The 21,061-nt window shown below is 57.0% G+C and carries 20 protein-coding genes; 10 read left to right on the top strand and 10 right to left on the bottom strand.

The annotated features are described in order from the left end of the window. Window positions 1-112: 112 nt before the first annotated feature. The gene (locus tag RJT68_RS20445) at window positions 113-856 is read left to right on the top strand and encodes a hypothetical protein (protein WP_407038351.1); all 744 of its coding nucleotides are present in this window, start codon (window positions 113-115) and stop codon (window positions 854-856) included. Window positions 857-972: 116 nt separating this feature from the next. After that, window positions 973-1,320: a hypothetical protein gene (locus tag RJT68_RS20440; RefSeq protein ID WP_407038350.1), complete on the top strand. Its 348-nt coding sequence runs from the start codon at window positions 973-975 to the stop codon at window positions 1,318-1,320. Here the strand turns inward: RJT68_RS20440 and RJT68_RS20435 are convergent, their stop codons facing one another. The 5 genes from RJT68_RS20435 to RJT68_RS20415 form a co-directional block, all read right to left on the bottom strand. Further along, complete coding sequence (locus tag RJT68_RS20435) at window positions 1,321-3,147, bottom strand: hypothetical protein (RefSeq protein ID WP_407038349.1); 1,827 nt, start codon at window positions 3,145-3,147, stop codon at window positions 1,321-1,323. It lies immediately after the preceding gene. A gap of 450 nt (window positions 3,148-3,597) precedes the next feature. Then, window positions 3,598-5,034, bottom strand: coding sequence for a flippase (locus RJT68_RS20430; RefSeq protein WP_407038348.1), 1,437 nt, complete (start codon window positions 5,032-5,034; stop codon window positions 3,598-3,600). A 34-nt stretch (window positions 5,035-5,068) separates the two neighbouring features. Next, a complete protein-coding gene (locus RJT68_RS20425) occupies window positions 5,069-5,998 on the bottom strand; it encodes an NAD-dependent epimerase/dehydratase family protein (protein ID WP_407038347.1) in 930 nt (309 codons plus the stop codon). A gap of 193 nt (window positions 5,999-6,191) precedes the next feature. After that, on the bottom strand, window positions 6,192-7,265 hold the full coding sequence (locus RJT68_RS20420) for a glucose-1-phosphate thymidylyltransferase (protein WP_407038346.1): 1,074 nt from the start codon (window positions 7,263-7,265) through the stop codon (window positions 6,192-6,194). Between the two features lie 4 nt (window positions 7,266-7,269). After that, on the bottom strand, window positions 7,270-7,740 hold the full coding sequence (locus tag RJT68_RS20415) for a dTDP-4-dehydrorhamnose 3,5-epimerase family protein (protein WP_407038345.1): 471 nt from the start codon (window positions 7,738-7,740) through the stop codon (window positions 7,270-7,272). A gap of 110 nt (window positions 7,741-7,850) precedes the next feature. On the opposite strand from RJT68_RS20415, the gene RJT68_RS20410 reads away from it, so the two are divergent. The 3 genes from RJT68_RS20410 to rfbD are packed head-to-tail and all read left to right on the top strand — an operon-like array spanning window position 7,851 to window position 9,950. Further along, window positions 7,851-7,946, top strand: a complete 96-nt coding sequence (locus RJT68_RS20410) for an FAD-dependent oxidoreductase (RefSeq protein ID WP_407038344.1) — start codon at window positions 7,851-7,853, stop codon at window positions 7,944-7,946. After that, window positions 7,943-9,055 carry an L-2-hydroxyglutarate oxidase gene (gene lhgO / locus RJT68_RS20405; protein ID WP_407038343.1) on the top strand — a complete coding sequence of 371 codons (1,113 nt, stop codon included), beginning with the start codon at window positions 7,943-7,945 and terminating at the stop codon, window positions 9,053-9,055. The genes RJT68_RS20410 and lhgO overlap by 4 nt, the downstream gene beginning before the upstream one ends. Window positions 9,056-9,086: 31 nt before the next feature. Next, window positions 9,087-9,950, top strand: coding sequence for a dTDP-4-dehydrorhamnose reductase (rfbD, locus tag RJT68_RS20400; RefSeq protein WP_407038342.1), 864 nt, complete (start codon window positions 9,087-9,089; stop codon window positions 9,948-9,950). A 714-nt stretch (window positions 9,951-10,664) separates the two neighbouring features. Here rfbD and RJT68_RS20395 read toward each other — a convergent pair. Continuing rightward, window positions 10,665-11,888, bottom strand: a complete 1,224-nt coding sequence (locus tag RJT68_RS20395) for a helix-turn-helix domain-containing protein (RefSeq protein ID WP_407038341.1) — start codon at window positions 11,886-11,888, stop codon at window positions 10,665-10,667. 190 nt (window positions 11,889-12,078) lie between these two features. Between RJT68_RS20395 and RJT68_RS20390 the strand changes: the two genes are divergently transcribed. From RJT68_RS20390 to RJT68_RS20370, 5 genes are all read left to right on the top strand, one after another. Then, window positions 12,079-14,256: a PD-(D/E)XK nuclease family protein gene (locus RJT68_RS20390; RefSeq protein WP_407038340.1), complete on the top strand. Its 2,178-nt coding sequence runs from the start codon at window positions 12,079-12,081 to the stop codon at window positions 14,254-14,256. A 390-nt stretch (window positions 14,257-14,646) separates the two neighbouring features. Then, window positions 14,647-15,888 (top strand): RNA-guided endonuclease InsQ/TnpB family protein, encoded by a 1,242-nt coding sequence (locus RJT68_RS20385; RefSeq protein WP_407038339.1) that lies wholly within the window; start codon window positions 14,647-14,649, stop codon window positions 15,886-15,888. Continuing rightward, complete coding sequence (locus RJT68_RS20380) at window positions 15,783-17,480, top strand: AAA domain-containing protein (RefSeq protein ID WP_407038338.1); 1,698 nt, start codon at window positions 15,783-15,785, stop codon at window positions 17,478-17,480. Before RJT68_RS20385 ends, RJT68_RS20380 begins: the two co-directional genes overlap by 106 nt. 647 nt (window positions 17,481-18,127) lie before the next feature. Then, entirely contained in the window at window positions 18,128-18,358 is a 231-nt protein-coding gene (locus RJT68_RS20375) for an antitoxin VapB family protein (RefSeq protein ID WP_407038337.1), read from the top strand. Then, window positions 18,355-18,762 (top strand): PIN domain-containing protein, encoded by a 408-nt coding sequence (locus RJT68_RS20370; protein ID WP_407038336.1) that lies wholly within the window; start codon window positions 18,355-18,357, stop codon window positions 18,760-18,762. Before RJT68_RS20375 ends, RJT68_RS20370 begins: the two co-directional genes overlap by 4 nt. Window positions 18,763-18,968: 206 nt before the next feature. On the opposite strand, the gene RJT68_RS20365 is transcribed toward RJT68_RS20370, so the two are convergent. The 4 genes from RJT68_RS20365 to RJT68_RS20350 form a co-directional block, all read right to left on the bottom strand. Then, the gene (locus RJT68_RS20365) at window positions 18,969-19,520 is read right to left on the bottom strand and encodes a hypothetical protein (protein WP_407038335.1); all 552 of its coding nucleotides are present in this window, start codon (window positions 19,518-19,520) and stop codon (window positions 18,969-18,971) included. 341 nt (window positions 19,521-19,861) lie between these two features. Next, entirely contained in the window at window positions 19,862-20,347 is a 486-nt protein-coding gene (locus RJT68_RS20360; RefSeq protein ID WP_407038334.1) for a hypothetical protein, read from the bottom strand. 34 nt (window positions 20,348-20,381) lie between these two features. Further along, window positions 20,382-20,789, bottom strand: a complete 408-nt coding sequence (locus tag RJT68_RS20355; RefSeq protein WP_407038333.1) for a hypothetical protein — start codon at window positions 20,787-20,789, stop codon at window positions 20,382-20,384. Between the two features lies 1 nt (window position 20,790). After that, window positions 20,791-21,051 (bottom strand): AbrB/MazE/SpoVT family DNA-binding domain-containing protein, encoded by a 261-nt coding sequence (locus RJT68_RS20350; RefSeq protein WP_407038332.1) that lies wholly within the window; start codon window positions 21,049-21,051, stop codon window positions 20,791-20,793. Window positions 21,052-21,061: the final 10 nt, after the last annotated feature.

Genomic DNA, 21,061 nt, shown 5'->3' with positions numbered 1-21,061 from the left:
CTCGGACTCGAGCATAACTATCCTGGCCGAAAACCCCAGTGACTAATAGGGAGGGAATTGCCAGCAAAAGGAATGATACGACCGCAGACAAATAGATTGTGATGACCGTCGAATGGGAGAGGAGGGCCACGATCATTGCAGAGTTTGTAAGTCGCAATGTCGCCCAGATGGGGGCGCCTATTTTGTCTACGAGGAAGACGGGGAGTACAAAGCCAAGCAGACAGAAAACGCAGAGATTGAAGAATCAGACACTGACGCTGCGACGGTTATCCAGTATGCACTCGACAATATCCTTGACGAGGGTGGTTACGTCGAACTCGGGGCGTTCACGGCAACGCTATCGTTTGCTCCCGCCGCCGACACAGACGACCAGGGGATGGTCGGACAGGGAAGAGAGAACACGGTGTTAGAGACCGCGTCGGATATCTCGGACTCTGATCTTTTTACTCGAAAAGGCGACGATGCAGATAACCGGTTGAAAAATTTCCTACTCAGTGACCTGACTTTCGACGGTGGCGGGAATGTGGCCGATTGCGTCGATCTTGAGCACGTACACCACCTCAAAGACGTGTTCGATACCGGCGGGACGAGAGGTTTCCATATCGGAGATATGTTCTTTTTCCGGGCCGAGGGTCTCGAAGCGCGGGATAACGACCGACATGGCTATTTGTGCGACCATAACCTCAACGAAGGGATGTTTATCCAGTGCCGGGCGAACAACAATGGAGAGGGGAGTACAGGACACGCGGGATGGAGGCTCAATTCCCAAGGTGGCGGGGGCATCCCGCGAGGGTTGACATGGGTCGGGGCACACGCGTCGGATAACGACCCCGCTGGATTTTCCTCGAAGGCGTGAAGGGGTGCAAATTCATTACGCCGTATTGCGAGCGCAATACGAACGACGCGTTTGAATTGGAGGATGATGAAGATGGGAATAAAACCAGAGCTATCTCGATCGAGGGTGGGTGGATGGTGGACAACGACATCGGCGTGTTTTTAAAAAATATAGACCGTGTGCGAATCATCGGCAACAACATCGAATTAGACGAGGAGGACGGAACTGCCGCGATCCGGTTCTTTTCCACAGCGACCGAAACCAGATACCAAGATCACATCTTCGAGACTGCGTCGGGCGTATCGTGGTCGGATGGAGAAGTGACGGGGACCGGCACGCGGACGCTCGCAAACGGCGTCGGAGAGAACGACGGAGATCCAAACTCGGAGGGGGAATGGGACGGGAACGGCTACGAAGGCGCTACGGTCGTCTACACCACGAACGGCGATATATACATCTATCGCGATGGTTCGTGGGTCTGCTAGTCAGTCCACATACACAATAACTGCGTTATCGCCAGCGTGATAGACCCGCGCTCCCCCAGGAAATCGTTGCTGGACCTCTCCAGCCGATAACGATCGGGTCTGCTTGTATACAGTTTCATCACCCCCAGAATCATTCGTGTAGGATACTGGCACATACTCGCTGGACAACGGCGAGATCATAACGTGCGTCATAGTCGACTCGTTTGTCGGCTGTCCAGATACATCCTGGATACTCTGCACTTGCTGTTCATCGTCGTCAAGCACCAGTTCTCCCTCTAACCATGCTGAACCCCGATACGGACCGAAATCATTGTCCGGGACCGGGTTTTGGTATCGGTAGACGCGCCATGCAGTCGTTCCTGTCGCGACCTGTTCAACATCATATTCCGTTGTCCATGCGACCATGTTATGATCGACGTCGGTACCCGCCTGATTTGGTTCGGCATTTAGGGCAGCAAACGGATACAAGATTGGAACGGAAACAGCAAAGATAATTAAAATGCTGCAAAGCAAAAGGGTAGCTCCATTACGGCGATAAGAGACAACTGAGCCCCCTACAAAGGCGATAGTTGAAACCGAGATGGTTATGGCGAGAATCCGAAGATCTCCTATCCCAATTACAATTGGCAGGGCGAGCACGGTGAGGCAACCACCAGCGAAAAGCATCATTGTTGATCGGCGCGGGCGCTGGTACGTTCTTGAAGCGATTATCGCAACAATCGCCAGTCCTAGAAAAGCGCCCAAACCCAGCAGACGATACGCCAAACCCCGGCGGATAACGCCAAGGGCAACGATCACAAAGGAGAACAGCAAGGCCAAGTACAGCCCCGTGGATCGACCTGCGGTGTGGTCATAAAACCCATCTACTAATGAGGTCCGCAACCGGTCAAGAACTGTCGTGCCCAAACATCCTGTAGCTGCTGCGAATAAAATCAGTGCATGGAATTTATTCCCCAGAGCCAGCTCCAGGCCACAAATGTCGATCGGTGAGGCATCGGACGGGACGCAGATCGTGGTTACACTTTCCGCAGAGCCAAAACCAAGCAAAACGAGGAACACAGTCGATAGTGCGTCGAGAAGCTGGAAATAGATAAAGTAGATAATAAATGGCGTAGCGATTAACGTAAAATGTATATTAAACTGGCGGAGGCGTCCAAGCACTTGCGTTGTTCTCAGTTCTTGTGAGAGGAGAGTGTCAGACAGTCCAATGATGAAGGCAAACAAGATCGAGAGAAGCGCCGCCATTGGATGGATAATCAAAAGCCCGAGGCCAGCACCGAGGCTGATAAAGCACATAGGCCACGTGGGCCGGGCCACAAAGCGGAGCAAATACACGATAAATATCACTGCAAGAGGGAGTGAGAGATAATATGGATGGAACAGGGAACGAGTCGAGAGCCACATCCCCATCCCAAACGGGAGGAAAATAGACCCTGATATCAACAATCGACGTTCCAGGTTGTGAAGACCAAACCGGCGGCTGAAAACGGCGGCGGCGAACGGAGTAAGCACGGAAATGCCTGCATAAATGCTGTACTGGAGTAATACCTCTGGTGCGAGCAGCTGAGTTATTGCAGCCAGTACTTCTAGACCATTATACAGGTCAATTTCAACACGACCGACTCGGAGAATCTGGCGTACTTTCATTGCCTTTATGTAACTATCAGGCCCATACACACCTGCACCAGTTTTTGCACCAATTGAGAGGAGTACAAAAGTAGCTAACGCTGCCGCATAGACCGTTGTGCGTTCAGAGGAGATGAATGATAGCCCGATAACCGCGTTGAGCAAAACGATAATAAGTACCCAAAATCCGATCGGGTACACGGCAAAAACACTCGAATGGTAACCAGTGGACGACTGGAGAACAAATATTGCAAGCGCGAAAGCTACATTAACACCAGTTATTAGAAGTTTTGATAATCGGATTCTCAGCATATGATTATCAGTACGTAAACTATCGATTCTCATCAAGTTGCTGCCAGTCGTTTGTGGTTCATAATATAAAAGACTATTTACATACGATTAGAATAGTCAACTATGTCGATTCAGATGGCCGCAATGCTGGTTGGCTCATGAGGGATAGGCATGTCGGTTGCTGGGTTATTGTGTCTGCCACCATGGCCCGATGCAAATGTAGGGTATTGGAAATTGCCGGGTGGGTTTTTGCTGATCGGGTTGCTCCTCGCTTCTGGCTCTATCGCTATTTATTGCATGTGAAGTGAATAGTAGTTTCACGGGGGTAGGTACCTAAAGAAGTGTGTTTCTACAGAGCCCCTACCCTATCTGCTGGGAACGCGTCATTCGAAGATTGATATACGTTTGTACGGCTTTTGTGCGAAGAGGCCCGTACGAGAGCAGAATGAGTCCGTAGATGAGCGCACCTACACCTATAAGCACTAGAAGTGCAAGAAGGGAATTCGGGGTGATTATAATTTTGATAATTCCAACCATTATAGCCATCAAGATGGACGAGAAGGTACACCAACCGATTTCGCGGTAGGGAACTTGAATTCGGACAAAGTTCCGAAGATAGTACCAATGCAACAGCGTGTTCAGGGAGAACGACAGTGCTGTCGCGACAGCAGCTCCGACGATGCCAAATTGCCAGATGAATAATGCGTTCAGAATTAGGTTCAAGACCACAGAAACGATGGTTGAAAGTGCAGCGAGCTCGGGCCGATCAATCGCCTGCAACGCACGACCAAGGATGATGTGTACACCTTGGAGAAGCTTCTCACCCATCAAGATGATGAGCACAAGCCAGGCGATGGCGAACTCTGCCCCAAAGACGTAGGTGAGAATCTCGCGGGACAGGACGAGCGTCCCGAAGAACGCTGGGATAATCAGCGCGAGCGACGGGGTAAGGGCTCTGGGAATCAGTTCCTCAATACGGGCCTTTGCGTCCTCCGTGTCCCAACGGCTCATCTGAGGGAATAGTGTGGTTGCGATCGAGCGGCTCAAGAGCATCACAGCGGCGGTGACACGCCACGCCACCTCGTATGAACCGACTGCCGTCTGAGTCACGAACAGGCCGAGGATCGCAACGTCCATCCAGCTATAGACGTACCCACCGACGTCCGAGATTGCGTTGAATTGACCGTATTGAAGCAGGGAGCGCGCGTGCTTGACGGTCGGCCGTCGCGGAATGGTATCTACCTTCAACCATCCCCAGAGTAACGCAACGATTTCACTGGCGATTAGTCCGTAGACTAACCCTGTAACATCTCCTAGAGCCGTGAGGAGGAACCATCCGGCGATCAGCCAGCCGACGTCGCGAATGATTTTGAGTATCGCTGTCTCGCCGACTCGTAACTCACCTCGAAGAACAAAAACAGACAATAGCGAGGCTTCTCTGACGACAATGGTCAGTACGAGCAGTTCGGCGAGGGGTGCTCCGATATACGTGTTGAGTTGGGATGCGAAGAGGAGAACTCCAGAGGCCAATAGGCTAACTGGGACTAACTTGACGAGGACTACAGAGCTGAGGAACTGACCGGGTTCCCTGCCCTCACTGATCCGTTTTTCGACGGCGCCTCGGAGGCCGAAGTCCCCAAAGATGGATGTAATATTTAAAATAACCAAGAAGAGGAAATAAACACCCATCGAGGCAGCCCCAATTTGCCTAGAAAAAATCGCAATTCCAAGAAATTGCGCTAAAGCAGCGACGATGTTCCCAACAAATATTTTAAATCCAGATTTTGTCAGATTCATCTGCAATGTTATTGGGATCTTGTTAAGATCGTAGTTATAGCAGTGCTCGGAACTTGTCGGCAAGTTCTGCTACGCCCTGATCAAGATCATAACAAGTCTCGAACCCTTGATTACGTATCTTCTCGTCGCTCACGATATATGACAGCTGGTTCAATTGTTCAGCCTCAGTGTACCCGATTTCCACGTCCGGAAAGTACTTCACGATGGCATCGACAACGTCCTGCAGTCGGCCGTTCTCTCCGACCACATTGTATGCCTCGCCATCGCCTAGTTCATTCGCGGCGAAGATCATTGACCTCACGGAGTCGTGTACGTGTAAGTAGGGGCGCTTTTGATCCTCGGCGCCTTCGTACACCGTCAGCGGTTGGCCAGTTGCCGCCAGCAGAGCGAATTTGTCTACCACCGTGTCAAAGCGCATTCCAGTGGACCATCCGTATACGGTTCCCAAACGTAGGCCAGTTAGGCCCATTTCACCGTCGTACCGGTCAAACATCTCTTGCTCGGCCGCCAACTTCGCTTCGCCATAAGGCGATTCAGGATCACAATCAAAGTCCTCCTCGATTTTTTCTTCAGTTGTCCCGTAAACCGAACATGTGACCGCATTTACGAATTCGTCGACATCTGCATCACGAGCCGCCTCATAAACATTCAATGCACCGTCGTAGTTCACATCCCACGTCTTTTCGGGGATATCAAACGTCTCGGGTGCGTTCGTAATTGCCGCAAGGTGGAACACAGTGTCTACGCCTTCCATCGCGTTACGCACTGCTTCCTCGTTGCGGATGTCGGTCTCAACGAACTCATAGTCGGCGTAAGACGGCAGGTCCCACAGTGCGTGGAAGCGTGGCTGTCGGAAGTTATCTAGAATTCGAATAGTATCCTGTGAAAATTCAGGGTGGTTCGGAAGTTCTCGGATCAGTCGCGATCCGAGGTAGCCAAGTCCACCGGTAACGAGAGTTGTCATGTTTAGTTCTCCATCGTGTACTTTTGTGGGTACTCTAGTATATGTTGCTGTTCGTCCTCGGTCAAATCCGAGAATCGCAGAACAGTCTTACACTTGCGGCCGGGGCACTTCATCTCCCGGTGGTTCTCGAGAACGTTCCCTGCGACGACCGTCCCGCAATTCGGACAACTGAGGGTGATTATCCGTGGCATGGTTATAGTTCTAACGAGGAATTTTGCCCGACGATGAGGCGTTCACCATCGGGTTTCTTGTCGTGGTTCGCAGTGATAGTTGCTTGCCTACCGATGAGGCTGTCGACAATAGTTCGATCGGCGCTAATTTCCGAGTCGCCGACCACGACACTTGATTCAATATGTACGCCGTCGATGATGCAGCTATCGCCGATACTCGTGTATGGGCCGAGATAGGTGCCGGATTTGATTACGGTATCTTCACCGATCGATACTGGCCCGCGAACGACCGCGTTCTCCTCGATTACGCTTCCTTCTCCCAGTTGGACGCGACCGCGGACTGTCTCATCGTTTTCTATTGTACCGCGCACATTTGGTTCAATATCGTCAAGCACCAGTCGGTTTGCGTGGAGTACATCTTCGGGCTTACCGGTGTCCTTCCACCAGCCGTGAACGACATGCGATTGGATCCGATTCCCGTCATCGAGTAGTCCCTGAATTGCTTCGGTAATCTCGTATTCGTCACGCCACGACTTCTCCAGCGCCTCTATCTGTTGGAAGATGGCAGGCGTGAACACGTACACGCCAATCAATGCGAGATTATTCGGCGGATCCTCGGGCTTCTCGACCAATTCGATCACATCACCAGTGTCGTTCACGTCTACGATGCCGTACCGGGACGGTTCTTCGACCTCTTGAAGACCAATTCCAGCGGCGTACTCGTCGGAGGTGAAGTCTTTTATCAGGTCTGTGATTCCCTCACGCATCAGGTCATCGCCGAGGTAGACAACGAAAGAATCGTCACCGACGAAATCCCGTGCACAGCCCACGGCGTGGGCCAACCCGAGCGGTTCGCCCTGCACGATGTAGGTGATGTCGACACCGAAATCACTTCCGTCGCCGAAGTAGGCTTGGATCTCGTCGCGGCCCTTGTTCCCGAGGATAATGCCAACTTCTGTGATCCCAGCCTCCTTCAGATCGTCAAGTGCGTACTCGAGGACGGGTTTGTTGGCGATAGGGACGAGCTGCTTCGGTCCAGTATGAGTTATGGGTCGTAGGCGAGACCCAGTTCCCCCCGCCAAAATGACTCCTTTCATAGCTTTACTCGTGCGGTGGTTCCTCCCAGTCAAGCGGTATCTCGTCCGTGTCGTACGGGAGCCGTTCCTCATCGGGGTTTTCGTAGTCGTATAGGTTTGTCGGGAAGTTGAGAAGCGTCGCTCGTTCGTCACCAACGACCTTGAAGCCGTGCCAGCAATCACCGGGCACGCGCACTACTTTCATGTTATCTTCACCAATAATGTATGTGTCAAGTTCCCCTTTCGTCGGTGAACCTTCTCGGTCGTCATAGATACCTACTTTCACTTTCCCATGAGGAACCACAAAGTGATCGATCTGACCGCGGTGGTGGCGGTGCCAGGCTCGAATGATGCCGGGATACGACACCGAGAAGTAGGACATCACCGGTTCATCCTCATCATCGTAAAACTCCCAATCGTCACGCCAGATTTCCGTCAATGACCCCCGTTCGTCTGCGTTTATCTGGAGGTCTTTTAGCTCCACATCATGTATCATACAGTACAAGATCCCATGTCATTATCATCACTTAACCTTTGTGATTTCTTATAAAATCACCTCTTTCTGCAAACAGAACATTCAAGACGACGGTTTATGACAAACCAAACATGTCTGAATACGACATCGCAATCGTCGGTGGTGGGTGCGTCGGATGCTCGGTGGCTTACCATCTCGCCCAACGTACTTCACTGAAATCTGTGTGATCGAAAAAGAACATCACCTTGCGACACACCAGAGCGGCCGAAACTCTGGTGTTCTCCACCCTGGATTTAATTATCCACCAAATTCGCTCAAAGCTCAATTCGCTACGGAGGGAACTCAGCGGATGAAAAAATATTGTAAGAGAAATGATGTTCCTCTTGATGAACTCGGCGTTCTTGTAGTAGCGACAAACCAACAGGAGCGCCAGCGATTATCAGATATTCAAGAACAGGCGACCGAAAACGGAGTTGAAACTCGGATTCTCGACGGTCAGGCGGAGATACACGAGTACGAACCACACGCTGCCGGACAGGCAGCGATATACTGTCCCGAAGCCGCGTCTGTTGATTCGCAGAAGTATGTATATTCGCTCGCTGGCGACGCCGAGAACCATGGTGTGGACTTCTATACGGGTTATAAAGTTGAACGGATTCAGACGCCTAATGGCACTCATCACCTCGTTACGTCTAACGGAACAATCACAGCGTCCTATCTCGTAAATACTGCAGGGTTGTATGCCGATAAACTTGCTCATCAAATGGGTGTCGGAGAAAAGTACCAGATCGTACCATTCCGGGGAGAGTACTACGAACTCGTCCCGCGGAAGCGTAAGCTTGTGAAATCGATGATCTACCCGACCCCAGACCCCGAACTCCCATTTCTTGGCGTCCACTTTACGCGCCGGACTGATGATAAAGTAATTATCGGACCGAACGCCGTGCTCGCGTTCGGTCGTGAAGCCTACGACAATACCCAATTTGACCTCTCAGAAATGCTTTCGACGCTCGGATATGAGGGGTTCTGGAAGCTGTTTACATCCTCAAAGATGATACGTGTCGGTCTCACCGAACTGAATAAGTCTTACCGAAAGGAAGCATTCATCAAAGCAGCCAAATCGCTTCTTCCAGCAGTTAAATCGGATGACTTCCGAAAGAGTTACGCAGGAATCCGTGCGCAAATAGTGCGCAATGACGGTACACTCGTTAAGGATCCACTCTTCGAACATGGGCCACGATCGACCCATGTCCTGAATGCGGTCTCACCAGGGCTCACCTCTTCTCTCCCGTTCGGCGACCACCTTGCCGACGCAGTTCTGGACCAGATGAAATAGTATTTTGGTCCCCTGCTTGTAAAGACTGCTCATGAACGTACTTGTCATCGGCGGTTCTGGTCTCGTCGGATCAAACATCGTTGAACTTGGGCTCGACAATGGTATTGAAGTGGAGGCGACGTACAACAATACTGAGACAGAGAAAGCAAGCATCAAATTAGACAAGACTGACTCTGATCAAACAGCATCGATTATTGAGCGTATTAATCCAGATGTCATTATCGATACTGCTGCATATCACGCTGTTGACGACTGTGAGTCTAAGCGCGACCTAGCGTGGTCCGTAAACGCAGATGGTACGCGCAATGTTGCCGCCGCCGCGAACGCCATCGATGCCCACTTAATTTACCTCTCAACTGATTACGTGTTTCCCGGAAACCCTGAGGATGCCCCCTACTCCGAATCTGATCCGGTTAACCCGCCAAATTACTACGCTGAAACAAAGTACGCGGGAGAACAAGCGTCAAAAATCACGGACGCCGTGACCGTGTTACGACCCAGTGTAATCTACGGACTCGCAAACGATAATTTCGTCACTTGGGCACTCGGAGAACTTAAAGCTGGAAATGAATTAACTATTGTAGAGGATCAAATATCTGCTCCGACCTACGCTCCAGACTTGGCATATGCCTGCCTACGGGTTGCAGAGAACGGAATTACAGGAGTATACCACGCAACAGGTCCGGATTCGGTATCCCGATACGAATTCACTACCATACTCGCAGATGTCTATGGGTACAATCCCGAACTAATAACCCCTATTAGCACAGAGGAATTCGGTCAAGAAGCACCTCGACCAACTGACAGCACACTCAACGCAACTCGGTTGTATCGGGAGATAGATTACGAGTTCAGAGGCCCAGAGGAGGCGTTTGAGGCTATGCAGGGTGGTTAATAGATTTTTTAGATGTTCGATCGTGATCTATGATAACGGATACAACGTACTAACAGGCGCACGGTTATCGATTTCGATTTTTGAAGCGTAAAAGAGCGCCAGACAAATGGAGTTGAAAGACGAGGCGGTACGCACTACGCTGAGTTGACTGAAGATCAAGCTTCGATCAGGTTTCATGGTACACAGCCCTTCTGCGGCGGACTGTACGCCCGGAGTGCGAGTTCGGTCAGACATAATCGATGGATCCGCGCCGTTGGCAGCGTAATTGTTCCGAGTCGACCCCCAACGAGAACCTCCGTCACACCGAGCGTCGGTGATTGGACTATGCTGGGCGCACATCCTAGACAGTACAGGCGAGACACGATCCAGTCAGTGCTGTCGGCGCAGCGATACGCGTACGCGAACACGATATCGGTTTCGTGCAGCGCCTCACCACAGCCGATACAGACGGCGCCGTTCAAGCGAGGTCCAACAGGGTGACCGGTTAACACCGCCTCCGGAGTTGCGATGACCGTTGTCTCATCGTCGAGGGCGCCATCCATCGGCGGTCGCTGCCGACAGCGGTCGTCAGCGGGCATCGGATCTCTTCTTCGGTAGGTGCGCTGAGTTGAAGCCCGCGACACAGGGGGGTCGCTTCCCAGTCGACCTTTCACACCAGTTGTGATCGTATAGTTCGTTCACCAGATCGCTTCCATGTCCTAGACTAACAATAGTTTAGCTAGTGGGTTCGAGCGGTTGGGAGAGCCACTCGTCAGTAGCAACGCGTTCTCGGTGTGCTCGCAGGAATGCCGGATCCGGATGAACCGTCTCGTCGGCGGGGAGCGAGAGCGAGGTGCCGGCGAACTGAATGAAATCGTTAAACCCCGGCTGCTCCGGGCGGTCACGGACGAGCACGTCGTACTGATCGCTGATCGCGAGCCATCCGACGTCCAGCGCCCAGTGATGGAGCCGACAGAGCGCAATGGCGTTCCGGGATGTTGGCTCGCCTCCTTCCGAGAGGGGCTGGAGATAAGCCACCTCGATCTCCGGTTCGTTCGACGGTGTCAGTCGATGGCTGTCACAGACCGCACACTGGTTCTCGTAGGCGTCCTTGATGCGGGCTGCCAGTTGGTGCTGGAGCATGGCTCGTGTCCAGCGTTCCGTCTTTCCAACCCCGGTTGGAACGGATTCCGGCAGGTCGTCCCGTTCGACCGTGTCCGGTTCGCGTTCAACCGGAAGCAGCGCCGGCGGATCCGTATGGATTTCCGCAAGGGCACTCTCCAGCGACCCATACTCCGCGACGAGCGACGCGTGGCACTCCTCCGGCAGCTGAGTAAGGGTGCGCTGGTGGTGTCGGTCACCGATCGCGTTCTCAGACCCGACGAGGTCCGCAACCACGATGGAGCGCGGCCGATAGTCCGTAAGGAGCAGCGTTATCGGATACTCCGTCGACTCGCGTCCAACCGTCTCAGGCCAGAGATAGTCGCTGACTTGCGGATTATCGACTCGCCGATCCAGTGCACAGTCCGCGATGATCGTATCCTCCCACGTGAATAACAGTCGGTCGCCCGGATACATCCGCTCGAACTCCGACAGGTAGTCAAGGGCAACGGACCGGGAAACGGTCCAGGCGCGGACCGCCTCGTACTCCTGGAGGGGGTCTGGCACGAGCGAGGGAGGGACGCCATCGCGGACGATCTCGATCGGCGTTCGAATCCCAACTATGAAGTTCGGAATCCGATCGGCGTCGACCCTCACGAGGAACGCGCGTGGCTGTCGTGCACGGGTCCATAGCAGCATCTGTCCGCTGCGGGTCGACGAGAGCAGGCCATCCTCCTCGAGTTGGCGGAGTCGGCGATTCGCAGTCTCCGGATGACAGTCCAGTTCAGCGGCGATCTCACGGGTTGTGAGCCGCTTATCTCCTACCACCGAGAGGATTTCTTCGGCGGAGTGAGTCACGGGCCGGCCTGCGTCAGACCCCATATATCTACTGCATCGCGCCGCGGGTTTGTAAATTACTGTATGGTGGGTATATCCATCTCGCAATTGGAACGCCTGAACACCTATTCATCCCCAAAATCTAGGTAGAATACACATTCTAATGGAGGTTGCCAGCACTTTATATTACCATGGGGTGCAGTCACACACCGTGACCCGACCGCAGCCCACGTCCGATCCCGACGCACGTGTGATCGAGTTGAGTGTCACTGATCTCGCCGATTTAGTTGAAAAGCAGTATTGTCCGCAACTCGCTCAGTACGTCGACGCCCACACCGGGCCGTGGGCACACACCGAGAGCCCCAAGCTCGATGCGCTCGACGAAGCAGCCGACGACACAACCCCGCTGATTCGGCACGATGCAGATCTATTCGAAATGGCCGTCGAACAGCAGTTCGATGCGCTCAATTGGCAAACGAGTAAACCGATGGAGACTGCAGATGCCCGGCAGTGGTTGCAGCAGCAGGTCGCGGAGGTCGCGGAGACCGGTGATGTCGTTGCGGTCGCTCAGTTAGATCTCGAAACGATCGAACCGATCGGCCGGTTCGCGCTTTCCGGGCGGCCCGATCTCCTCGTGGTAGTGGCGACCGATACCAGCGTTCATATTCATATTTGTGACATGGAAGCAACGTGGGATGAGTCGCCGAAGTATCAATTGCAGACGGCGCTTTACGGGCTGATTCTTCAGCAGTGGTTCGACCAGGCCCAGAACGCGAATCCCGTCGAGTTCTCATCGGTCATCATCTCGAAGGAGACGGCGCTCAACCAGGCGCTCACGCTCGCGACGCTCGATGCGGAAGCCACGGACATGCGCCCGCTCTGGACATTTTTCCGCATGGTGCTTGCTTCGGATGGCCGGCTCGATCGCCTGTATCGGTCGCTCGATCCGGAGCAGCCCACTGCGGTCCAATTTGAACACTCAAAATGTATGAACTGCCGCCTGACGAGCGCCTGTCATGGAAAGCTCGTTGAGGACCGCAGCACCGGTCTCCTGGGCTGGCCGGTGGCGACCCAGCGGCGCGTCGCACGCGAGCACGGGTATAGGACGCTCGAGGAGATCGCCAGCGAGGCCGATGACTCGACCGCCCTTCCGTTCACCTTGCACGACGGCGTGCTCCCGGACTCGCTCCAGCGACTCCGCTCAGAGATCGACGAGTCGCCGCGGCGGGTCCTCTCACGGGCGAATAGCTTGCTATCCGGGATCAACCCATCGCATCCGGCCGGCGTCGACCGGCACCCGGATGATACCGTCCCACGGCGACCAGGCGGAGGCTACGGCACCCTGTCACGGGAACCCGATGACCGGCATCTCCGGTTGAATTTTTACCTGCACGTCACCCATGATCACCGGTTCGACCGCCTCTGCTTACTGAGTGGGTGTCGGCTCGTCGGTCGCGAGGGAATGCCGGTAAGCGAGCTCGAGCCGATTCCATCGGAGTCCGTTGCGACTATCCCGTATCCTCGGACGGAGCCGTCGAAGTTAGTCGATCTCTTGGACCGGTTGCGGGCTGCCCAGACCACATATACGCATTTCGAACGCGAGATGCTCACCTCCTTTGCTGAAGGCCTCTTCGACCGGATGAGCGCCGATCACATCGTTCATTTATACTTGTATACTGAACGTGAACGTGAGGCCCTTCTCGATGCCTGCCGACGACACCGGAACTCGAGCGATGCAATCGCTGCACTCCACGATATGCTCGTGTTGAATCCCGATGTCTGTCGTGACCGTGACGCCCAGCCCATGGTGTCGATTATTCACCGGGCGGTCAAGACCCAGATGCAGCTCCCATGGGTGAATTCGGGGCTGATCCCGACCGCGGACCATGTCGCCGACACCCACGCACGGGCCGCCGACGCCGTCCCAATTCCAACCGACTGGACGTATCGCCGCGGGCAGCAGACGGTGAATCTCCGACAGGTGTTCAGTCATCGCCTCTTCGCCTACACGGTGGACTTTCGGAATGGAGAGATTCAGCCGGATCGACCAGTCGATCCGACTGCCCCCCTCGCGCACGGCTACCCAACGCGGCTTCGCGGCGCGAGTATACCGCTGGACTACATCTATGGGCTCACTGAAATCGGGCCGCTCACTGCCCAGTGGCCGTTGACGAGTAATCAGGCCACCCAGCCGCCTGCCGAATACCTCTTCCACGATGCCGACCGCCGCACCAATCGTATTACGCGTAACGAAATCTATGCACTCGCCCAGCGACTGGCGCGTGAAGCAGCGCGGGTCGAACGAGCCTGTCCCGATCGAACCTTCCTCGACAAAACGCCGCTGGAAGTGTCGAAACCGGAGGATTTCCGCATCCGTGGGGGTGACTAATCGATGTCACACCCCCTGAAACGGGCCCTTCAGTCGCTCGTGGCGACGGAATATCAGGCGCGACGGAGGACCCTCTATCGTGAGCTCCGGGCGCCGCCGGTCGATCGCGTTCATACAGGAAGGTCCGTGATTCTTCGCGTCCCGTCGGAGGGAGTCACCAGTTCGACGACGAGATCACTCTCACTGGAACTACGCCGTATCACGACCACCTCCAGTTCGATGACGGCGCAACGCTCGCGCGGAATAGCCGTATCACGGGCCAACGCGGCACGTCAAGCGGTGATTTTATCAGCGGACAAGTCGAATACCCCGAGGCTTGACCTCGGGGATGAAGCCGACAACTCGTGATACAAACCATTAAGTCAACACATCGCCAATCAAGAGACAGCGATGGAACACAGTCACCGCTACCACGCCTACCCGACACAAGAGGTAGCGGGGGGACTGGAACACCATCTGGATGTTCATCGCCAACTCTACAACCACGTCCGCTGGGACTACGAACAAGCCCCAGAGGACGATAAGCCGAGTGAGTACGACCAGAACAACAAACTCCCCGAATGGAAGCGGAAGTGGCCCGTCTTCAGTGAACTGCACTCGAAGGCCGCCCAAGCCACCGTTGCACGCTTCCACCGCAATCTCTCGAATCTTCGCAAGAGGAAAGAGAAAGGATACAACGTTGGTCGGCTCAAACGGCAAGGCCCGAACGAGTACCGGAGCGTGACGTACAATCAGTCTGGTTTCGACCTCGATGAAAAGAGGGCCCGCGACAGGTTTGCATACGTCCGCTTCAGCAAAATCGGATGGGTGAAGATTCGTTACCACCGTCCGATTCCCGACCACGCCACCATCAAAGAGGCCACATTCAAGAAGGAGACGACCGGGGAGTGGTTCGTCTCCTTCGGCCTCGAAACCGACGACGCAGACCTTCCCGAGAAACCCGACGTGAACTCGCTTGACGCAAGTAACAGCGTCGGTATCGACCTCGGAATACTCAACTACATCCACACGAGCGACGGCCACACTGTGGATTGGCTCGACCTCGAAGACGAATACGACCGACTCCGCCGCGAACAACGCAAGCTCTCACGGAAAGAGAAGGGGTCGTACAACTACGAGAAACAACGTCTGAAGGTCGCCAAGGTCAAGCGACACATCAAGCGGAAGGTGCTGGACTACCAGCACAAGATAACGACGTGGCTCGTCCGCGAGTACGACGCTGTATTCGTCGAGGATTTGAACGTGAAGGGGATGCTCGAACAACCGCACAACGCTCGCAACAAGCAGGATGCGGCGTGGCGACAGTTCATCACGCTCCTCGAATACAAGGCCGACTTGTACGGCTGTCACGTCGTTCAAGTCGAAGCCAGAGGCACCACCAAAGAGTGCGCGTCGTGCGGTGTGGAGACAGCGAAACCCATCTGGGTCAGGGAACACTCCTGTCCATCGTGCGGATTTGAGACGGACAGGGACGCGAATGCGGCGATGAACGTCTTGCAGAGAGGCTTTTCTGAACTAGGGCTGGGATGGCCCGAAGACACGCCCGTGGAGACTGTGACCGCTACGGACACGACTCACTCCGAGTCCGTGTCTGCAAGTCACGTCGTAGAAACGGGAAGCCTCGGGGCTTGACCCCGAGGCGATTCACATCCGAATCTGTCGGGCCGGACACCTTCCCGAACGCGGAGCAGCGAGCAGCGATCGTCGCCGGTGACGCGACGGCCCCGACCGAACCACAGCTTCAGGTGTGTCACGGTATTCCGGGGGCTGGCAAGACGAGCGGCTATCTCGTCCCGGCCCTCTTTGCGCGGTTGTTTGCGGCACTCCAGGCCGGGCGATCGCCGCGCGCATTGGTGACTGGTCCCTCGAATACCGCCCTGGACAGAGCGGTCGAGGAAAGTGCCGCTCTCTACGAGCATTGCTCTACGTCAGCTCTAGCGGAGGCGTTCCATGATGTGCGAATTATCCGCATCACCCATTCTCGCCCCCCATGGTCGGCCCGCCCGTCGGCCGTCGCCGAGCATGTCGAGTACGTCAAACCGACGGATACGGAGACCGTGGAAGTGCTTCGGGAGACCTGTCTGGGGGATTCCACCGCGACGGACTCGGTCATCATCGCTGCGACGCCGAGCAGCGTTTATTCGCTGCTCGGCAATCTGTATCGGTCCTACTCGACGGGCAAACTCCTGCGCGACGGTCGGACCTATTTTGATATAGCAGCCTTCGATGAGGCATCGATGCTCACGCTCCCGCAGGTCTTTCTGGCGGCTGCCCATCTCACGGCGGAAGCTCCCCTACTCGTCGCCGGCGATCATCGACAACTGGGGCCAATCTGGGCCCGGGACTGGCTAGATGATCACCAACCACTCATCCAACAGACCGTGCCGTACCTGTCGTTTCTGAATTATCTCCGCGTGTTACGGGGTGAAGCCGTCGATGGCGTTGATCGGTCGACCTTGGCTGCCGATCCCTCCGCAACGATCCCCCGCCATACCCTGCCGGTCTCCTATCGGCTGCCCGAGGCGGTTGCTGCGCTCGCCGAGAAGAGCGCCTATCAATCCGATGTCTCGAGAATCCGGACAAAGTCATCTTCCCGTCCCACTCCGTCCGCGACCCCGACATCCGCGATGGAGCTCATCGCCGATCCACGCGTTGAGATCGCTGTGCTCCTCCACAATGAAGCGGAAAGCCGCCGTGCGAACGCGACAGAGACAGCGATCGTCGCCGCGCTAACTGCCACGATGGACACCGATGAAATCGGGATCATCTCGCCATACAATGCTCAGCGGGGATTTGTCGAGGCTGCAATCGCGACTGACGCCGGAGACCTTCCGGCCCAGGTCACAAGTGTCGATACCGTAAACCGGAATCAAGGGTGTGAGCATGAGATCGTGATTTACACCGCCAGTGCTTCACTGCCAGCGTATCTTTCGACGCAAGATGCGTTCTTCTGGAATGGTCGCCGTCTTAACGTATCATTCACACGACCTAAGAAGAAGCTGGTGGTTATCGCCAGCCGATCATCGTTCACAACGGCCCCCGTCTCCGATAAGAACGCATTCGAGGACGCACATCAATGGTGGGAATTGGCCGACCACGTCGGAATTGATGAGGATCCCGCGTGGGGTCCACATCCTCTCTCTGTCCTAGATTCAACACTTCCTGAACACCTCGAAGACGGGACGACTCTTGAAATCTATACGATGCCCTCCCTATTCTTGTAAATCACGCCGTCGGGCGTGTCGTTCCGGTCGAGCCAGCCGCGGGGCCACCGGCAGTGCTTACACTGTGCACTGATCGTGTAGTGCGCCGCCTCGCGTCTCAGGCACGGCCACCAGGTGCCCGCCGCTCGCAGGCGGGGACGTCGATCGCTTCACCGCGCCGCCGTGCCTGTCCGCGCTGGCGGCTCATGTACTCACTGGCCACGACGGCATGGCGGGCGACGAACGCCCAGCAAACGTATCAGTTTTCCCCACTTCTTGTCCGTGCCGGGCCGCCCGGAGACCGAGACCGTCGCCGGCAGGGAGCCGTCGTGGACGCTCGCGAGAGTCGTGGCCAGGTTGCGCTCGTGGGCGGGCCGCGGGCCGACGTCGGCGGGGGCCGCCAGCGGATTGAGCGCGCCTTAGGCGGCGAATACCGAGTCGGTCGTAGTGCGCTCATCGAAGCGGTCGTCGTCCCGTGACAGGGGCCAGTCGGCTGGGCGGTTCCAGCCGACAGACGAGTGTGTGTATCTGAATCGGTTCTAGAGTGATTGGGGGCCACAGCCGTCTGTCGCACTGTGGGCACGCGGCCCTGGATCCAGCTCTCGCCTGGCGTCTCTCACCGCCGCCCGAACATTGATTCTTGTGGAGCGTCAACGCTGTCAACAAGGATGTCGCATCAGATCCGGCTCGAAGATGACGTGTACGAACGCATCAAAGCGAACAAGCGGGCTGACGAGTCGTTCAGCGACGCCGTGGACCGACTCATCGGTGGGCGGTCGCTCCGTGATCTCCGCGATGTGTTCGACGACGACCAGGTACGCGATATGCGGAACGCTATCGAGGCCGCTGATCAGGCGGACCGTGAGGAGGTCCGCGAGGTCGCGGAGCGCTTCGAATGATTGTCGATACGAGCTTTCTTCTGGACGTCATCGACGACGTCGACCCCGCCGTCCAGAAAGCACAAGAACTCGAAACCGAGAGCGTGCCGCTGGTGATTCCCGCGATGACTGTGCTGGAGCTCTACATCGGCGTCGGAAAAGTGGCGAACACCCTCGAAGAGCGCCAGCAGGTGGAAGCCGTGCTTGATTCCTACCCAGTCGTAGATATGACCCCGAGTATCTCCCGTCGCGCTGGACGGCTGCTCGGTGAGCGGATGGCCGCTGTGGACACAGGTGAAGGACCTGGGATCGGAAAAGGAGACGCAGCAATCGCAGCAACCGCGTTGGAGCGTGATGAGCCTGTTCTTGCTGGTGACAGCCACTTCGGGAATCTTCCCGGCGTCACCCACGAAAGCTACCGCTGATCAGGAGTGCCCTCCTCCACGCCCTGCAGGGCGTGGCGTCCGCCTTGGGGATTTCCCCGCGGTTACACGGGGGAAGAAGGGGCACGAAGACGGGAGTGGCCGGCAGCGCGTCGCCACGCTCTGCGCTCTCGGAGTGGCGATCGCAACGGTCGTGTAGCCGCTCGACGAGGTCGGCTCGGATTGCCTTGCGCGTCTCCGCCGACGTGTCATCGCGCACAACCAGCCCGCGGCCGCCGCTGTGGGTGCGCGTTTGGACGACCCTCCCGGCGGCCATGTCGAGTCGGCTCACCTCGGTGCCGTTGCTCACAGGCCAGCTGGCCACGTCCCAGCCCAGAGGGTGCGAACAGGGGCGCTTCCTCTCGCCTGCCCATCTCGTCGAAGAAGTGGTCGATCCCACTGGCCGTCGGCGTCGTCGTGCGACGCGCCTCGTGCAGGTGGCGCTCGAGGGTGCTCGCGCGGGTACGCTCTTCGCGACTCGTCCGGTCCTGGGTGAGCCCACCCTCGCCGCGCGCCCGAGCCGCGAGCTGGTGGAGGTGGTGGCGGTTGGCCCGGCGCGCACTGCGGCGGGCGATGCCGCTGGCCTCGTGGACGACGTCGAGGTCTGCTCCCCAGGCGGCGATCGAGACGAGCTCTGCGGCGCCGGTCGCTGCGTCGACGTCGGCCGCGAGCTCCGAGACGACCGCCTCGCGGGGCTCGTCCGGACACGGAGCGGTCCTCGATGCGCCTCCGCCGCGTGTGGGCTGCGGGCACGTGGACACGGCGCTCGTCCGGCGCCACCCTGTAACCGCTACTCGTCTGGTCACCGTCTGCCACGGGGGCGCCGGTCGCCGTCAGTCGCGCGGCAGTGCGTGCAGGGACGTCGCCTCCGCCGCGTCGGGGCCGACCGGGTCGCGGCCCCACTGCGAGTCGCCCGTCGACTTGATCAGTTTCAGGCGGCCGTCACGCCCGCGCGAGTCGACCACACGCTCGACGAGGCCCCCCGTCTCGAATCGGTGACGACCGTGCGAATCGTGCGCGCACCGCGGCGCAGTTCGGCCAAGACCGCCTCGGTGTGAAGGCGCGCGTCGATCGCAGCCGTCGGCACGGGGTGGGTGCTCTCCTAGCCGCGAGTGTGCTCCCTCCTGGTGGTCACCACGCCGACGTGGGTGACCAAGAGCGCGAGCCAGGTGGCGACCGTCGCCTCGCGGTCGGGCGCGGCGAGGCTGGCCGCCACGATACGCTGGGGGGGCGCCCCAGAGGGCGGCGGAACCGTCATCGAGGCGGGCGGAGGCTGGCTTGCGCTCGCCCGTGAGTTCGAGAGACGTTCGGTGGCCACACTGCACAGCGTGCGACACTGCATCAGGGTCATGTATGCGACGGCGACCTGGTCGTGGCAACCTCGCGGCAGCCCCGCCGCGTGGTGAGTTGCTTGCCCGTGCCGGGCGGGCCGTCGATCGAGGGCGTCTTTGTCGGCGACGACGCTGTCGGTCGGCGCAGTGACGGTGACGCGGTCGTCGGCCGTGTTCATCCGATCGCGATCGACGGCTCGAGTGGCGTGACAGCACTGACCGTATTGCCTGGGGTCGTGACGGACGGAGGACAGCACTGCCGGTCGCCCCACCAGCGTCTGGGCGCGGCGGTCACTCCCAGACGGTCGGCACGGGCGCGTCCCGCAGCACCCGATCTGACGTGATGATGGCGTCCGTCTCGCGGACGCGGTGGCTCGCGACGACGAGTCCGTCGTGGATGCTGTACTCCTCAATGCCCTGGGCATACGTCGTCAGTTCCGCCTCGCCGACCGGTGCGAGGGCGACGGGCCCGTTCGTGAGCAACGCTTGCCGGACGTCGTCCGGTGTGCCTGTCAACTGGACGCCACGGACATCTTTGTCCCGCGAGACCGCATACAGGACTTCGGCAACGGCCGTGCTTGGCGCCTGGATGACCGTCTCCCCCGCCTCAGCTTCCGCGAAGATGCGATCGGCGCGGTCGGGGAGCGCGTCGACGAGATAGACAAGCAGCGCGACCGCATCGGCTGTGTACGTCGCCACACTACTCGTCCTCGTAGTTACGATCGCGACGGTTGCGCAGCCGCTCAGCGAGTTCGCTCCCGATCGCCTCACGGGTGTCCGCCGGCGTCTCGTCGGGGATGAGCAGCCCACGCCCGCCGGTGCGCGTCCGCTTTTTCACGACGATCCCGGCATCCGTGTCGAGCCAGACCACCTCGTCGCCGGGTTCGAGATCGTACTTTTCGCGCAACCCCTTTGGAATCGTCGCTTGCCCTTTCTCAGTGACACGCGTCGTCTCGCTCATACATGGTAAT

It is taken from the genome of Halovalidus salilacus (assembly GCF_031852275.1).
In the GTDB taxonomy this organism is placed as follows: Archaea; Halobacteriota; Halobacteria; order Halobacteriales; family Natrialbaceae; genus Halovalidus; species Halovalidus salilacus.
The sequence above is the reverse complement of the archived record's forward strand: the minus strand, read 5'-3'. Positions and strand labels throughout refer to the sequence as shown.

Bases quoted from the DNA above. Each gene is read 5' to 3' on its own strand.
- RJT68_RS20370 (WP_407038336.1), top strand. From the start codon at position 18,355: ATGATTGTCGATACGAGCTTTCTTCTGGACGTCATCGACGACGTCGAC.
- RJT68_RS20410 (WP_407038344.1), top strand. From the start codon at position 7,851: ATGTCTGAATACGACATCGCAATCGTCGGTGGTGGGTGCGTCGGATGC.
- RJT68_RS20375 (WP_407038337.1), top strand. From the start codon at position 18,128: ATGTCGCATCAGATCCGGCTCGAAGATGACGTGTACGAACGCATCAAA.
- RJT68_RS20385 (WP_407038339.1), top strand. From the start codon at position 14,647: ATGGAACACAGTCACCGCTACCACGCCTACCCGACACAAGAGGTAGCG.
- RJT68_RS20420 (WP_407038346.1), bottom strand. From the start codon at position 7,265: ATGAAAGGAGTCATTTTGGCGGGGGGAACTGGGTCTCGCCTACGACCC.
- RJT68_RS20425 (WP_407038347.1), bottom strand. From the start codon at position 5,998: ATGACAACTCTCGTTACCGGTGGACTTGGCTACCTCGGATCGCGACTG.
- RJT68_RS20430 (WP_407038348.1), bottom strand. From the start codon at position 5,034: ATGAATCTGACAAAATCTGGATTTAAAATATTTGTTGGGAACATCGTC.
- rfbD (WP_407038342.1), top strand. From the start codon at position 9,087: ATGAACGTACTTGTCATCGGCGGTTCTGGTCTCGTCGGATCAAACATC.
- RJT68_RS20380 (WP_407038338.1), top strand. From the start codon at position 15,783: ATGGCCCGAAGACACGCCCGTGGAGACTGTGACCGCTACGGACACGAC.
- RJT68_RS20445 (WP_407038351.1), top strand. From the start codon at position 113: ATGGGAGAGGAGGGCCACGATCATTGCAGAGTTTGTAAGTCGCAATGT.
- RJT68_RS20415 (WP_407038345.1), bottom strand. From the start codon at position 7,740: ATGATACATGATGTGGAGCTAAAAGACCTCCAGATAAACGCAGACGAA.
- RJT68_RS20350 (WP_407038332.1), bottom strand. From the start codon at position 21,051: ATGAGCGAGACGACGCGTGTCACTGAGAAAGGGCAAGCGACGATTCCA.